Genomic DNA, 14733 nt, shown 5'->3' with positions numbered 1-14733 from the left:
AAACAAACTGGCATAAAACCAATTCATGATAAAGCTCGACACACTGTTGAGTTCTCAAAAGACACCCGCACACCATCCACTGCGGTAAAGCAGTGAGCCGGGGCTGTGTTCTCGTCTGTGTTGCCCGACCAGCGCCGGAGCAACTTTTCTACGGTACATGGTCCTGACCGTGGAGTCAAACTCCACCAGGCCCACAGCTCGGAAGTCTACACCGAGTGGTGCAAGGCCTTCCTAGGTGGCCGCCTGCTCGGGGGGCTGACTCTGGGCCGGAGGATCTCCGTCCCGGTCTGTCGTGCTGCCCGCCGTGGCGACGAGGAGAAAGTTACACAGGTGCCGGAAGCATAGTCAAATCGGGGGTCCCTCTTCGGCGTTCTCGCAGGTCAAGTGCTGTTTCCGGCCGAAGGAGCTCGAACCACCCGTGAACCATGCGAGGCGCCCGCTTCCCGCACCTGCCACTCTCCCAACGCCCGGGACGCGGTGCGTGTTCCCAGCGAGTCGTCCTCGCTGTCCTCGCGTGCCGGCCCGCATCCAACTTCTCGAGCCGGGACGCCGCATGCGGGACGTGTCACGCGGTACCACGGGTCTCGACACCGCGGCGACGCAGGTTGTGCCCAGCCGATCGCCGCTGGTCAGGCCCACCTCGGAGAGCGAAGCTCGTCCGACGCATTGCCAACCACGTGGCGTCGGGCTCGCAGCGACGCAGGGCCCGCGCGTGTCGTTCTGGTCGCGTCGGTGTCGCCGCATGTCAGGCTCGCCGGAGCGGGCCACACGCGGGATCACCCGGGGTGCGTCCCGGCATCGGCCCGAGGCCGGGCGACGCATCTCTTCCCCGGCGGGTGGTCGAACCTTCCGGCAAGTCAGGCCTCGCAACGACGAACTGACCGAGCCGACCAACGCCGGGCCGGGCGACGGCGTCGCGAGGCGCAGGCTCCGGGTCAGGCCCGCTCCAGCGAGGCCGAACCCGAGCCCGCACGCACGTCCCGTCACGCCAGCCGCTGATGGTGGGCCAACCCCCATCGCCGACGAGGTCGTTGGACGATCTCGCAGGTCAGAGGTGCTCGATGCCGCTCAGGCCGGAACCGCCCGCGCGCCCGCGAGGTTGCGCTTCCCCCGCCGCAGGACGAGCCAACCGCCGGGGAGCAGGTCCTGTTCCTCGGGCGTCCACTGCTCGTCGGGCACCTTGGCGTTGTTGACGTAGGCGCCGCCCTCGCCGACGGTGCGCCGAGCGGCACTGCGGCTCTCCACCAGACCCGTGGCAACCAGCAGATCGACGACCGTCGGCCGTTCCTCGAGCCGGACGGTGGTGGTGGGGACCTCGGCGAGCGCGGCGTCCAAGGTGGACGAATCGAGATCCCGCAGGTCACCGCGGCCGAACAGCGCGCTGCTCGCCGCGATGACCTGGTCGGTGTTGCGCCGGCCGTGCACGAGGGTGGTCAGCTCCTCGGCCAGCCGGCGCTGTCCGGCGCGTAGTTGGGGCCGTTCGGCGACGGTTTTCTCCAGCTCCTCGATCTCCTCCCGTGGGAGGAACGTGAAGAGCCGCAGGTACCGGCCGACGTCGGCGTCCGACACGTTGAGGAAGTACTGGAACCAGGCGTACGGCGAGGTGAGCTCCGGGTCGAGCCAGATGCTCCCGCCACCGGTGGACTTGCCGAACTTGCGTCCCTCGCTGTCGGTGACGAGTGGCGTGGTGAGCGCGTGGACCGTCTCGCCCTCCACCCGCCGCACGAGCTCGACGCCGCCGACGATGTTGCCCCACTGGTCCGATCCGCCGACCTGCAGCCGGCAGCCGTGGCGCCGGAAGAGGTGCAGGTAGTCCTGGCTCTGCAGCAGCAGGTAGCTGAACTCGGTGTACGACATGCCGTCGGTGGCGAGGCGGCGTTTGACCGTCTCCCGGCCGAGCATCACGTTGATCGAGAAGTGCTTGCCGATGTCCCGCAGGAACTCGAGCACGGACTGCGGCCCGGTCCACTCCAGGTTGTTGACGACCAGCGCGCCAGTCGGCGAGTCATCGAACTCGACGAACCGCTCGAGCTGTCCACGGATGCGTTCGGCCCAGCCTGTGACCGTCTCGGCGCTGTTGAGGGACCGTTCGCCGACTTCTCGCGGATCTCCGATCATGCCGGTGGCACCGCCGGCGAGGACGATCGGCCGGGCTCCGGCCTGCTGGAAACGCCGCAACGTCAGCAGCGGCACGAGGTTTCCGGCGTGCAGGCTCGGGGCCGTGGGGTCGAAGCCCGCATAGAGCGTGAGCACTCCCTCGGCCAGGTCACGCCGCAAGGCGTCCAGGTCGGTGCTCTGCGCGATCAGGCCGCGCCACTCCAGCTCGTCGAGGATGTCCATGCCCACGACACCGATCCTCCCCCACGGCGGCCAGGGGTTTTCAGGTGCCCAGGTGCGCGGCGAACTCGGCGGGGAGTTCGTCGAGCAGCGCGGGCAGGCTCAGCACGCTGCTGAACGACAACGCGACGCCCTGCTCCTCGGTGAGGCCGACCACACGGCCCTCCCGGCCGACGCGCAGCGCGGGGTAGCCGGGCTGCTGGTCGAGGCCGGAGTTCTCGGTGCCGGGGATGGTGATCCATCCCACCAGGTCGTTCTGGTCGAGCAGGCTGAGCTGCTCGGTGCTGATCTCTGCGTAGAACCGCTCCCCTGCGAGCTGGTCGAACTGCGCGGGCACCGTGAAGCCGAGCGAGCTCAGGAAGCGTCCGCGATTGTCCTTCGAGTTCCAGACGAAGTAGCCGCCCGTACCGGTGAAGCCGGCTGCAGCGAGCGCCGCCTGCTTGCCGGCGAACTGCGGGTACTGCGCGCGCACCGCCACGAACCGCGCGTCGAGATCCGTCACCAGGCGCTCGGCCTCACCGGCGCGTCCGAGGGCTCTGCCGATCAGCCGTGTCGCGTCCTGCCAGGGGGTCTGATAGGCCGAGAACCCGACGGGCTGGGTGATCGTCGGGGCGATCCGGGAGAAGACGTCGTAGTGCTCCTGGTCGAGCCCGGCCGACACGGCCACGATCAGGTCCGGCCGGAGCGCCGCGATCTTCTCCGGATCGATATCTCCGGCGAGCACCTCCGGCTGCTGACCCTGCAGCCGATCGGCGGCCCACGGCCAGGTCGCCGAGGGCTTGTTGCCGGTGAACTCGCGAATCGCGACGGGGATCACCCCGAGCGCGAGGATCGCGTCCTGGTCGCTGAAGCCGAGCGAGACGACACGCTGCGGCTCGGCGGGCACCACGGTGGCGCCGAGGGCGTGCTCGATCGTCACCGGGAGCGCCGCATTCCCCGTCGATGACGGTTGCGCGGTGCCGGCGCTCGTTCCCTCGCCTGCGCAAGCGGTGAGCAGGACAGCGGCGGCGAGGAGGGGCGCGAGCGTGCGCCAGGCCCGAAGACGCAAAACGGTCACGGGAAGAGAGGTTAGCCTAAGCTACTTCCTTGGCTTGAGCTGTCCCACAGGTGCGCCGCGACCGGGGCGATACGGGCTCACGCCCGGCGATCCGTCCAGCCAGAACCGCCACGGGAGATCGTGGGCGGCCGCCACCCCGACACGGGGCCCGGAGCGGACGAGCGCCGGGTCCACGGGCGGCGCGGCCAGCAGCCGAACGCGCGAGCCCGCATCGGTGACGTCCACACCGTTGTCCTCACGACCGAGCCCCAGCAGGGACGCGAGCCGGGCCGGCCCACGCGCCAGGTCGGCCGGGCGCCGCGCGGTGGGGCGGCGGACATGGGCGGTGGCCAGATCCGAGACCACTTCGCCGCCGCGCAACAGCACCGCACCCGCCTCCCCGTCACGCAGGCAGGTGATGTTGGCGCAGAAGTACATCCCGTAGATGAAATAGACGTACAGGTGCCCGGCCGGCCCGAACATCACACCGTTGCGTGGGGTGCGGCCCCGGAAGCTGTGCGAGGCCGCGTCGTCGGCGCCGCGGTAGGCCTCCACCTCCACGAGCCGCACGGCGACCGTGCCTTCCGGGGTGTCGGCCTCGACCGTGCACCCGAGCAACCGCACTGCCGCGCGGAGGACGTCGTCCGCGAGTTCCTCGCGGTCCAGCAACGTCACGATGCCGTCGACGCTCCCCGCTGTGCCAGCGCGAGGCGGACGCAGTCGGTGACCCCGTACATGGCTCGCTCCACCTCGGCGAGCTCCGGGAACGTCGGGGCGAGCCGGATCGTGCGGTCCTCGGGATCGACGCCGTAGGGGTGTGTGGCGCCGGCCGGGGTGAGCGCGATCCCCGCCTCGCCCGCCAGCCGCACGATCTCGGCCGCGGTGCCGTCCGGCACGATCAGCGTCACGAAGTAACCGCCGGCAGGCCGTGACCAGCGCACGCCGGGCACCGACCCGAGGCGCTCGGTCAGGATGCGGTCGACGCCGGCGAACTTCGGGGCGATCAGCTCGCGGTGACGGCGCATGTGTTCCCGCAGGCCGTCGGCGTCCCGCAGGAACATGACGTGCCGCAGGTGGTTGGTCTTGTCCGGCCCGATCGTGCGCTTGCCGGTGAGCGCCAGCCACCACGAGACGTTGGCAGGCGATGCCCCGAGGAAGGCGACGCCCGCTCCAGCGAGCGTGATCTTGGACGTGGATCCGAACACGAAGGGGCGGTCGGCGTGACCCGCCTGCGCCGCCAGCGTCAGCACGTCGGCGATCTCCACCTCCTCGTCCGTGAGGTGGTGCACCGCGTAGGCGTTGTCCCAGAAGATGCGGAAGTCCGGCGCGGCCGTCGGCATCGATGCGAGCCTGCGCACCGTCTCGTCGGAGTAGACGGCGCCGTCGGGGTTGGAGTACTTCGGCACGCACCAGATGCCCTTGACGGACGGGTCCGCGGCCACGACCTCCTCGACCACGTCCATGTCGGGGCCGTCCGGCGTCATCGGCACCTGCACCAGCTCGACGCCGAGGCGTTCGCACAGGGCGAAGTGCCGGTCGTAGCCCGGTGTCGGGGCGAGGAACCTCACCCGCTCGTCGTCCACCCAACGGCGCTCGGCCCCGGGGAGCGGGCTGAGCAGAGCGTGCACGACCGTGTCGTGCATGAGCTCCAGGCTCGAGTTGCCGAACGCGATCAGCTGCTCGACCGGCACCTTCAGGAACGGCGAGAACAGCTCCCGGAGCTCCCGGAGGCCCTGCAGGCCCTGGTAGTTGCGGGTGTCGATGCCGTCGGCGGATCGGAACTGCTCGCCAGGAAGGCTCAGCATGGGGTTGGCGAGATCGAGCTGGGCGCTCGACGGCTTTCCGCGGGTGAGGTCGAGTGACAGGCCCTGGGCGCGGAACTCGTCGTACGCGGCACGGGCCGCGTCGAGGTCGAGCAGCGGCGACTCCAGGTCGGCAGGCGAGGTCATGCTGGTCCTCCGGTCTCGGCGCCCGGAGCGGGAGCGCTCGTCACGACTGCCGCCAGGGCTTCCCGGGCGGCGGCCGCGGCGGCACGCACCTCGTCGAGCTGCTCGGTGACGCGCTCCCCTGCCGTCCCACCACGGGCGTTGCGGGAGGCTATCGAGCCCGCGACCGTGAGCACCTCCCGGACCTCCGGGGTGAGCGCCGGGTGCACGGCGGCCAGCTCCGCGTCGGTGAGGTCGGCGAGCCCGACGCCCCGGCCCTCCGCGGCCCGGACGCATGCGCCTGCCGCCTCGTGCGCGGTACGGAACGGGACGCCTGCCCGCACGAGCCACTCGGCCACGTCGGTGGCGAGGGTGAACCCCGCCGGGGCCAGCTCGGCGAGCCGGTCGGTGTGGAAGGTCAGGGTGGCGACCATCCCGGCGACCGCGGGGAGCAACAGCTCCAGCTGCTCGACCGAGTCGAACAGCGGCTCCTTATCCTCCTGCAGGTCACGGTTGTAGGCGAGCGGCATCGCCTTCAGAGTGGCGAGGAGCCCGGACAGGTTGCCGATCAGCCGGCCCGCCTTGCCCCGGGCCAGCTCCGCGACGTCGGGGTTCTTCTTCTGCGGCATGATCGAGCTGCCGGTGGAGAAGGCGTCATCGAGGGTGACGTACGAGAACTCCGCGGTGGCCCAGATGATCACCTCCTCGGCGATCCGGGAGAGATCCACCGCGATCATCGCGAGGACGAACGCGGCCTCGGCGGCGAAGTCGCGCGACGCCGTGCCGTCGATGGAGTTCGCGCTGGAGGAGTCGAAGCCCAGCTCTGCGGCCACGGCCTCCGGATCGAGCCCGAGCGAGGAACCGGCCAACGCACCCGATCCGTACGGGGACACCGCGGCACGACGGTCCCAGTCCCGCAGCCGGTCGACGTCACGCAGCAGCGCGTGGGCGTGGGCGGCGAGATGGTGGGCGAGCAGAACGGGCTGTGCGTGCTGAAGGTGCGTACGCCCGGGCATCGGGGCGTCCGGGTGCGCGTCCGCCTGCGCGACCAGCGCGTCCACGACGTCCAGCACGCCGGCACCCACCCGGCGGGCGGCATCGCGCAGCCACATCCGGAACAGCGTGGCGACCTGGTCGTTGCGCGACCGGCCGGCGCGCAGCTTGCCGCCCAGCTCCACCCCGGCCCGCTCGATGAGGCCCCGCTCCAGCGCCGAGTGCACGTCCTCGTCGTCGGGTGCGGGTCCGAACGCGCCCGACTCGACGTCGGCCTCCAGCTTGGCCAGAGCGTCCAGCATGCCGCCCAGCTCGTTCTCGGTGAGCAGGCCGGCGCGGTGCAGGACGCGGGCGTGCGCCATCGAACCACGCAGGTCGTACGGCGCGAGGCGCCAGTCGAAGTGCGTGGACTTCGACAGGGCGGCCAGCGCGTCGGCCGGGCCGGACGCGAACCGGCCGCCCCACAACCGGGAGCCCGCCATCAGTCGTTACCAGCTTCCAGAGCGGCGGCGTCGAGAGACGTTCCGGAGTCGCGCTCACCGGACTCGTCGGTTGCCGCGATCCGGTCGAAGCCGCCCACAGGCAGCTCACCGAAGAGAGTGCCGTGCTCGACGAGCACCGTCCCCTGCTCGTGCGGCTGCACGGCGTAAGCCTCCAGCTTGGCGCGGGAGTCGGCGATGTCGAGGTTGCGCATGGTGAGCTGGCCGATCCGGTCGGTCGGCCCGAAGGCGGCGTTCTCGACCCGCTCCATGGAGAGCCGGTCGGGGTGGTAGGAGAAGCCCGGCCCCTCGGTGTCGAGGATCGTGTAGTCGTCGCCGCGACGCAGCCGCAGCGTGACTGTGCCGGTCACGAGCGAGGCGACCCAGCGCTGGACCGACTCACGCACCATCAGAGCCTGCGGGTCCAGCCAGCGCCCCTCGTAGAGCAGCCGGCCCAGCTTGCGACCCTCGTTGTGGTAGTTGGCGACCGTGTCCTCGTTGTGGATGGCGTTGAGCAGCCGCTCGTAGGCGGCGAAGAGCAGCGCCATCCCGGGCGCCTCGTAGATGCCGCGCGACTTCGCCTCGATGATCCGGTTCTCGATCTGGTCGGACATGCCCAGGCCGTGGCGTCCGCCGATGGCATTGGCCTCGAGGACGAGGGCGACCTTGTCGTCGTACCGCGTTCCGTTGATCGCCACCGGATACCCGGCCTCGAAGGTGACCGTGACGTCCTCGGTCTCGATCTCGACCGAGGGGTCCCAGAACCTCACCCCCATGATCGGCTCGATCGTCTCCAGGGACACGTCGAGGTTCTCCAGCGTCTTGGCCTCGTGAGTGGCACCCCAGATGTTGGCGTCGGTGGAGTACGCCTTCTCGGCCGCATCCCGGTAGGGCAGCCCGTGGGCGGTGAGCCACCTGCTCATCTCGTGGCGTCCGCCCAGCTCATGGACGAAGTCGGCGTCGAGCCACGGCTTGTAGATACGCAGCTCGGGGTTGGCCAGCAGGCCGTAGCGGTAGAACCGCTCGATGTCGTTGCCCTTGAAGGTCGAGCCGTCGCCCCAGATGTTGACGTCGTCGGCCTGCATCGCCCGTACCAGCAACGTCCCGGTGACGGCGCGGCCCAACGGGGTGGTGTTGAAGTACGTCCGGCCCCCGGACCGGATGTGGAACGCGCCGCACGCCAGCGCGGCCAGGCCCTCCTCGACCAACTGCGGCCTGATGTCGAGCACGCGGGCGATCTCGGCGCCGTACTGCTTGGCGCGCGCGGGCACGCCGGACATGTCCTGCTCGTCGTACTGACCGAGGTCAGCGGTGTAGGTGCACGGGATCCCGCCCTTGTCGCGCATCCAGGCGACCGCCACGGAGGTGTCGAGGCCCCCGGAGAAGGCGATGCCGATGCGCTCGCCCTTGGGAAGGGAGGTCAGGACCTTGCTCACGAGTTGGTTGCTCCTTGTCGATTCGCGCGGGGTCAGAGTTCGCGCAGGCGCGCGACGAGTTGGGCGCCGGTGAGGGGCTCGCGGGCGACCACCAGCAGGGTGTCGTCCCCGGCGATCGTGCCGACGACGTCGTGTAGGGCGGCCCGGTCCAGGGCACTGGCCAGATAGTGCGCTCCCCCCGGCGGTGTGCGCAGCACGGCGAGGTTCCCGCTCGCGTCCGCGGAGACCAGCAGGTCCCCCAGCAACCGGGCCAGCCGGGCGGTGCCACCCTCGATTCCGCGCACCGGGCTGCCGTCGTCCGGGATCACGTAGACAGGCGTGCCGCCGTCGGCTCCCCGGAGCTTCACGGCGCCGAGCTCGTCGAGGTCGCGCGACAGTGTGGCCTGCGTAGTGCCAATGCCCTCGGCTTCCAGCAGCGCCAGCAGCTCGGGCTGGCTGTGCACCGCCTGCTGGGTGATCAGTTCGACGATCCGGGCCTGGCGCCCGGCCCGCGTCCGGCCGGGCCCCGGTGCGGGCGCGCCCGACGTCACGGAGTCGTCGCCCACCGCTGTCATCGGCTCGCTCCTGTCGTCCCTGTCATCGTCTCGCCTCGGTCATTCGCTTGCTGGTGGTCACCTCGATCAGCGCTGCAATCAGGTCAGCGCCGCATCAGCCAAGTGAGCAGCGCTTTCTGCGCGTGCAGCCGGTTCTCCGCCTCGTCCCACACCACGCTCGCGGGGCCGTCGATCACCTCGTCGGTGATCTCGTCGCCGCGGTGGGCCGGCAGGCAGTGCATCACGATCGCACCGGGCGCGGCGCGGCGCACGAGCGCGGCGTTCACCTGGAGCGCGCGGAACGGTGCCGCACGGTCCAGGCCGTCGTCCTCCTGCCCCATCGACACCCAGGTGTCCGTCACGATCACGTCCGCGCCCTCGACGGCCTTGTCGACGTCGGTGATCACCTCCACCCCACCACCGGTGGCGGCCGCGCGGGTCGTCGCATCGCGGAGCACCCCGGCGTCCGGCTGGAAGCCCTCCGGCGCACACACCCGCACGTGCAGCCCGGCGGTGGCACCGCCGAGCAGCAACGAATGGGACATGTTGTTGGCGCCGTCGCCCAGGTAGGTCAGGGTCAGCCCGGCGAGCCGGCCGAAGTGCTCCCGGATCGTCTGCAGGTCGGCCAGCACCTGGCAGGGGTGGAACTGGTCGGTCAGCGCGTTGACCACCGGCACATTCGCGGCGGCCGCCATCTCCTCGATCCGCGACTGGTCGCCCGTCCGCCAGACGATCGCGTCGACGTAGCGGGAGAGCATCCGCGCGGTGTCGCTGATCGTCTCGCCGCGCCCCATCTGGCTGGACCGGGCGTCGACGATCAGCGGATGCCCGCCCAGCTGCGCGATCCCGGCTTCGAACGACAGCCGGGTGCGGGTGGACGGCTTGTCGAACAGCACGGCGACCGGGCGCGGACCGGCGAGCGGCCGGTGCGCGTACCGGTCGGCCTTCATCGTGTCGGCGAGGTCCAGCACCTCCCGCTGCTCGTCGGGGGTGAGGTCGTCGTCGCGCAGAAAGTGCCTAACCACGGCCGGCGTCCAGGAACGACGGGAGTGCGGAGAGGAACTCCCCGGCCTGCTCCTCGGTGATGATCAACGGCGGGACCAGCCGGATCCGGTCGGGAACCGCGTTGTTGACCAGGAAGCCCGCGTCGCGCGCCGCGGCGGCGACAGCGCCCGACACGGGAGCGGTGAGACCGATGCCGATGAGCAGGCCCGCCCCGCTCACCTCGCGCACCAGCGGGTGGTGCAGCTCCTCGATGCCCGTGGCGATGCCCTTGCCGACCAGCGTGACGTGCTCCAGCAGCCCGTCGGCGGCGATGGTGCGCAGCACGGCCACCGCAGCGGCGCAGCACACCGGGTTGCCCCCGAACGTCGTGCCGTGCTGCCCGGGCTCGAGCAACGACGCCGCCGCCCCGATCCCGATGCACGCCCCGATCGGAAGCCCTCCACCGAGGCCCTTCGCCAAGGTCACGACGTCCGGGACGATGCCCTCGTGCTGGTGGGCGAACCAGGTGCCGGTACGGCCGATCCCGGTCTGCACCTCGTCGAGCACGAGCAGGGCGCCGCGTGCGGCGGTGATCTCCCGCGCGGCCCTGAGGTAGCCCTCCGGCGGGGTGATCGCGCCCGCCTCGCCCATGATCGGCTCGAGGACCACGGCCGCGGTGTCGGGACCGACTGCCGCGTCCAGTGCAGCGACGTCCCCGTAGGGCACGTGCGAGACCCCGGGCGGCATCGGCTCGAACGGCGTGCGCTTGGCCGGCTGACCGGTGAGGGCCAGCGCGCCCATCGTGCGTCCGTGGAAGGCGTTCTCGGCCGCCACCAGATTCGGCCTTCCGGTGCGCCGGGCGATCTTGAACGCCGCCTCGACCGCCTCGGTGCCGGAGTTGCAGAAGAGCACTCGCGCGTCGGGCTGCTCCAGAAGCTCCTTGAGCTTCTCCGCGAGCTCCAGCCCGGGCTCGGTGATGTACAGGTTCGAGGTGTGGCCCAGCGTGGACAGCTGCGTGGTGACGGCCTCGACCACGGCCGGGTGCGCGTGCCCGAGGGAGTTGACGGCGATGCCGCCCACGAGGTCGAGGTAGCGGCGGCCGTCGGCGTCCCAGACCTCGGCGCCCGCACCGCGCACGAGCGAGAGCGGCGGCACGCCGTAGTTGTTCATCAGGGACGCCTGCCAGCGGCCTGCGAAGTCGTTCTTCGTCACGTTGCCCTCGTTCACGGGATCACCATCGTTCCCACTCCCTCACTGGTGAACACCTCGAGCAGCACCGAATGCGGCACCCGCCCGTCGATCACGTGCGCTCGCCCGACCCCGCCGCGCACGGCACGCAGGCAAGCCTCCATCTTCGGCGCCATCCCACTCTCGAGTTCCGGGAGCAGCGGCTCCAGCTCATCGGCCGTGAGCGCGCTGATCACGGACTCCGGGTCCGGGTAGTTCGCATACAGACCCTCGACGTCGGTGAGCACCACGAGCTTCGCTGCACCGAGAGCGGACGCGAGCGCGGCGGCCGCGCTGTCGGCGTTGATGTTGTACACGGTGCCGTTCTCGTCGGGTGCGACACCCGCCACCACCGGGATCCGGCCCGCCTCGACGATGTCGAGCACCGCGTCGGGGTTGACCTCCACGACGTCGCCGACGAGGCCGATGTCGACCGGCTCCCCTCCGACGAGCGCGGTGCGCCGCTCAGCCCGGAAGAGTCCGGCGTCCTCCCCCGACAGGCCCACGGCGTAGGGGCCGTGCTGGTTGATCAGCCCGACGAGCTCCCGGCCGACCTGCCCGACCAGCACCATCCGGACGACGTCGATCGTCTCCGGAGTGGTGACGCGCAGGCCGCCGCGGAACTCGGCCTGCATGCCCAGGCGGCTCAGCATCGAGGTGATCTGCGGCCCGCCGCCGTGCACCACGACCGGGTGGATGCCTGCGAGCCGCAGGAACATCATGTCCTGCGCGAACGCCTGCTTGAGGTCGTCGTCGATCATGGCGTTGCCGCCGTACTTCACCACGACGATCTGGTCGTGGAATCGCTGCAGCCACGGCAATGCCTCGGCCAGCACGCCGGCCTTCTCGGTCGCCCGTTTCAGACGCATGGCCGTGGACCCCTCGTCGTCGCCCGCGGCGTCGGGGGCCGGGGAGGAGCCCTCAGGTGGGGTAGGCACTGTTCTCCTCCACGTAGCCGTGCGACAGGTCCGTGGTGCGGATCTCTGCGGTTCCCGCGCCGATCCCCAGTTCGATCTCGACGAGGACGTCCTTGCCGGACAGATCGGCGTCCGTGCGGCCACCCGCTGCGACACCGCCCTTGCACAGCAGCGCATCGTTGATCGTGACGTCCAGCCGGTCCGGGTCGACCTCCGCGTCGGAGTAGCCGACGGCAGCCGCGATCCGGCCCCAGTTGGCGTCCGAGCCGAAGATCGCGGTCTTGACCAGGCTGTCCCGGGCCACCGTCCGCGCGATCGTGACGGCGTCGTCCTCGTCGGCTGCGCCCGTGACCCGCACCGTGATCCGCTTGGTGACGCCCTCCGCGTCGGCCTGCATCTGGCGAGCGAGGTCCTGACAGACCGCGGTGAGCGCGGCCGTGAACTCGTCGGCCGCAGGGGTGATGCCCGACGCTCCGGAGGCGAGCAGCAGCACGGTGTCGTTGGTGGACATCGAGCCGTCGACGTCCAGGCGGTCGAAGCTGACGCGCACGGCGGCGCGCAGCGCGGAGTCGAGCGCGGCGGGCTCGAGCACCGCGTCGGTGGTCAGGACGCTCAGCATCGTGGCCATCGACGGCGCGATCATTCCGGCGCCCTTGGTGGTGCCGCCGATGCTCCAGCCGGCCTGGTCGTTGTGCACCGCCTGCTTTGCGACGGTGTCGGTGGTCATGATCGCGGTGGCGGCGGCCAGACCGGCCGCGGCGCTGTCGGCCAGCCCCGCGGCGGCTTTCTCCACCCCGGCCAGCACGAGGTCACGCGGCAACTGCCGGCCGATCAGGCCGGTGGAGCACACCGCGACCTCGATGGCGCCGCAGCCGAGCAACTCGGCGGCCTTCTCCGCGGTGGCGTGCGCGGTCTGGAAACCTTCCGGGCCGGTGCACGCGTTGGCACCACCGGAGTTGAGCACCACCGCGCGCAGCTGTCCGGTGGTGAGCACCTGCTGCGACCACAGCACCGGCGCGGCCTTGACCTTGTTACGCGTGAACACCCCGGCCGCGTCGAACCGCGGCCCGTCGTTGACCACGAGCGCGAGGTCGGAGGCTCCGCTGGTCTTCAGGCCGGCGGTCACGCCTGCCGCGCGGAACCCCTTCGGGGCGACGACGCCCTGGCTCACGGCGCCACCCCCGTGAGCGGCAGCCCCATGGTCTCGGGAAGTCCGAGGGCCAGGTTCATGCTCTGCACGGCACCGCCGGCCGTGCCCTTCGTCAGGTTGTCGATCGCGGCGACGGCGACGAGCCGCTGCGCGTCGGGATCCACGGTGACCTGCACCTGCGCGGTGTTCGCCCCCAGCGTGGCCGCCGTGGTCGGCCAGCTGCCCTCGGGGAGCAACGCGATGAACGGCTCGTCGGCGTAGGCCTTCTCGTACGCCTCCCGGATGCCGGTTCCGTCACCGGTCAGCGGCGCGGTGCACGTGGCCAGGATGCCGCGCGGCAGGGGGGCGAGCACTGGCGTGAAGCTCACCGTGACGGGAACGCCCGCCGCGCCGGACAGGTTCTGCACCATCTCCGGCGTGTGCCGGTGCGCACCACCCACCTTGTACGCCGAGAGGGCGCCCATCACCTCGGCACCGTGCAGGTGCGGCTTCGGCGACTTCCCGGCACCGGACGTGCCGGAAACGGCGGTGACCACCACGTCGGGCGCCACGAGGCCGGCGGCCAGCGCCGGGAAGAGGGCGAGCGTGGCCACCGTGGGGTAGCAGCCCGGCACGGCGACGCGGCGAGTGCCACGCAGCGCGTCGCGGGCGCCGGGGAGCTCGGGCAGCCCGTAAGGCCAGCTCCCGGCGTGCTCACCCCCGTACCAGCGGACCCAGGCCGCCTGGTCGGAGAGCCGGTGGTCGGCACCACAGTCGATGACGAGCGTGTCGTCGCCGAGCTGCGCGGCCACCTCGGCCGAGCGGCCGTGCGGGAGCGCGAGGAACACGACGTCGTGGCCCGCGAGGGTCTCCGGCGACGTCTCCTCCAGCACTCGGTCCGCCAGCGGCAGCAGGTGCGGCTGGTGCACGCCGAGTGGCGTGCCCGCACTCTCGCCTGCCGTCAACGTGCCGATCTCGACCTCCGGGTGAGCGAGGAGGAGCCGGAGCAGCTCCCCTCCCGCGTACCCGCTCGCACCTGCCACCGCGATCCGCTTCACGTGAATGACTATGCACGAGAGCGCAAGTCAATGCAATCGAGTTCGGATCACGGCGGCAATCACCCCATCGTCTTCTGCCCGTCCAGGGACTCCCTGATGATGTCGGCGTGCCCGGCGTGCTGGGTGGTCTCCGCGATGATGTGCAGGAACACCTGCCGGAACGACCAGCGCTTGCCCTTCTCGAACCACGGAGCCTCGGGGAGCGGGTGGGAGACCCCGAGGTCCGGGAGGGTGCGCACCAGCTCATCGGTACGGCGCGCCACCTCCTCGTACTCGGCGAGCACACCGGCGAGGGTCTCGTCGGGGAGCAGCTGGAACTTCGCCGACCACGAGTCGATCACTTCCTGCGTCGGCTCCTCGCCGTCCCAGCCACCACCGGCGACGGCGGACGGGCCTTCGACGATGAAGTCCGCCCATCCGCGCTCGACCTCGGCGACGTGCTTCACCAGGCCACCGAGGCACAGCGCGCTGGCCGTGGTGCGCTGCCGCGCCTGGTCGTCGGTGAGTCCCTGCACCGTGTAGCGGAGGAACTGACGACGCGTCGCCAGGACCTCCAGCAGGTCGGTGCGCTCGTCGATGGTGGTCGCTTCCGTGCTGGTCATCGGTGTCGTCCTTCGGTCTCGGGGGTCCGTCGAGAAGTACGGTACGACCATTCATGCCACTTTCTGACCTCAATTGC

13 protein-coding genes are annotated in these 14733 nt (G+C 70.9%); all 13 read right to left on the bottom strand.

What is annotated here, in order from left to right:
* Positions 1-1068 precede the first annotated feature (1068 nt).
* Entirely contained in the window at positions 1069-2346 is a 1278-nt protein-coding gene (gene tyrS / locus MMF94_RS32715; RefSeq protein ID WP_241041286.1) for a tyrosine--tRNA ligase, read from the bottom strand.
* Positions 2347-2380: 34 nt separating this feature from the next.
* On the bottom strand, positions 2381-3394 hold the full coding sequence (locus MMF94_RS32710) for an iron-siderophore ABC transporter substrate-binding protein (RefSeq protein WP_241041285.1): 1014 nt from the start codon (positions 3392-3394) through the stop codon (positions 2381-2383).
* 21 nt (positions 3395-3415) lie between these two features.
* Complete coding sequence (locus MMF94_RS32705; protein ID WP_379660316.1) at positions 3416-4039, bottom strand: DNA-3-methyladenine glycosylase; 624 nt, start codon at positions 4037-4039, stop codon at positions 3416-3418.
* A gap of 5 nt (positions 4040-4044) precedes the next feature.
* Positions 4045-5322 (bottom strand): aspartate aminotransferase type Ic, encoded by a 1278-nt coding sequence (locus MMF94_RS32700; protein ID WP_241041283.1) that lies wholly within the window; start codon positions 5320-5322, stop codon positions 4045-4047.
* The gene (argH, locus tag MMF94_RS32695; protein ID WP_241041282.1) at positions 5319-6773 is read right to left on the bottom strand and encodes an argininosuccinate lyase; all 1455 of its coding nucleotides are present in this window, start codon (positions 6771-6773) and stop codon (positions 5319-5321) included. The genes MMF94_RS32700 and argH overlap by 4 nt, the downstream gene beginning before the upstream one ends.
* The gene (gene argG, locus MMF94_RS32690; RefSeq protein WP_241041281.1) at positions 6773-8206 is read right to left on the bottom strand and encodes an argininosuccinate synthase; all 1434 of its coding nucleotides are present in this window, start codon (positions 8204-8206) and stop codon (positions 6773-6775) included. Before argG ends, argH begins: the two co-directional genes overlap by 1 nt.
* A gap of 32 nt (positions 8207-8238) precedes the next feature.
* The gene (locus MMF94_RS32685) at positions 8239-8760 is read right to left on the bottom strand and encodes an arginine repressor (protein WP_241041280.1); all 522 of its coding nucleotides are present in this window, start codon (positions 8758-8760) and stop codon (positions 8239-8241) included.
* Between the two features lie 83 nt (positions 8761-8843).
* A complete protein-coding gene (gene argF / locus MMF94_RS32680; protein ID WP_241041279.1) occupies positions 8844-9764 on the bottom strand; it encodes an ornithine carbamoyltransferase in 921 nt (306 codons plus the stop codon).
* Complete coding sequence (locus MMF94_RS32675) at positions 9757-10893, bottom strand: acetylornithine transaminase (RefSeq protein WP_241041302.1); 1137 nt, start codon at positions 10891-10893, stop codon at positions 9757-9759. The genes argF and MMF94_RS32675 overlap by 8 nt, the downstream gene beginning before the upstream one ends.
* Positions 10894-10946: 53 nt before the next feature.
* Complete coding sequence (gene argB, locus MMF94_RS32670; RefSeq protein ID WP_241041301.1) at positions 10947-11819, bottom strand: acetylglutamate kinase; 873 nt, start codon at positions 11817-11819, stop codon at positions 10947-10949.
* 52 nt (positions 11820-11871) lie between these two features.
* Entirely contained in the window at positions 11872-13038 is a 1167-nt protein-coding gene (gene argJ, locus MMF94_RS32665) for a bifunctional glutamate N-acetyltransferase/amino-acid acetyltransferase ArgJ (RefSeq protein WP_241041278.1), read from the bottom strand.
* Positions 13035-14054: an N-acetyl-gamma-glutamyl-phosphate reductase gene (gene argC / locus MMF94_RS32660; RefSeq protein ID WP_241041277.1), complete on the bottom strand. Its 1020-nt coding sequence runs from the start codon at positions 14052-14054 to the stop codon at positions 13035-13037. The genes argJ and argC overlap by 4 nt, the downstream gene beginning before the upstream one ends.
* A gap of 59 nt (positions 14055-14113) precedes the next feature.
* A complete protein-coding gene (locus MMF94_RS32655; RefSeq protein ID WP_241041276.1) occupies positions 14114-14656 on the bottom strand; it encodes a DinB family protein in 543 nt (180 codons plus the stop codon).
* Positions 14657-14733 lie beyond the last annotated feature (77 nt).

It is taken from the genome of Pseudonocardia alaniniphila, from assembly GCF_022524485.1.
Classification (GTDB): Bacteria; Actinomycetota; Actinomycetes; order Mycobacteriales; family Pseudonocardiaceae; genus Pseudonocardia; species Pseudonocardia alaniniphila.
The sequence above is the reverse complement of the archived record's forward strand: the minus strand, read 5'-3'. Positions and strand labels throughout refer to the sequence as shown.

Excerpts from the sequence above, each read along its gene's own strand:
- MMF94_RS32700 (WP_241041283.1), bottom strand. The coding sequence starts at position 5,322 with ATGACCTCGCCTGCCGACCTGGAGTCGCCGCTGCTCGACCTCGACGCG.
- argH (WP_241041282.1), bottom strand. The coding sequence starts at position 6,773 with ATGGCGGGCTCCCGGTTGTGGGGCGGCCGGTTCGCGTCCGGCCCGGCC.
- MMF94_RS32685 (WP_241041280.1), bottom strand. The coding sequence starts at position 8,760 with ATGACAGCGGTGGGCGACGACTCCGTGACGTCGGGCGCGCCCGCACCG.
- MMF94_RS32675 (WP_241041302.1), bottom strand. The coding sequence starts at position 10,893 with ATGAACAACTACGGCGTGCCGCCGCTCTCGCTCGTGCGCGGTGCGGGC.
- argB (WP_241041301.1), bottom strand. The coding sequence starts at position 11,819 with ATGCGTCTGAAACGGGCGACCGAGAAGGCCGGCGTGCTGGCCGAGGCA.
- MMF94_RS32655 (WP_241041276.1), bottom strand. The coding sequence starts at position 14,656 with ATGACCAGCACGGAAGCGACCACCATCGACGAGCGCACCGACCTGCTG.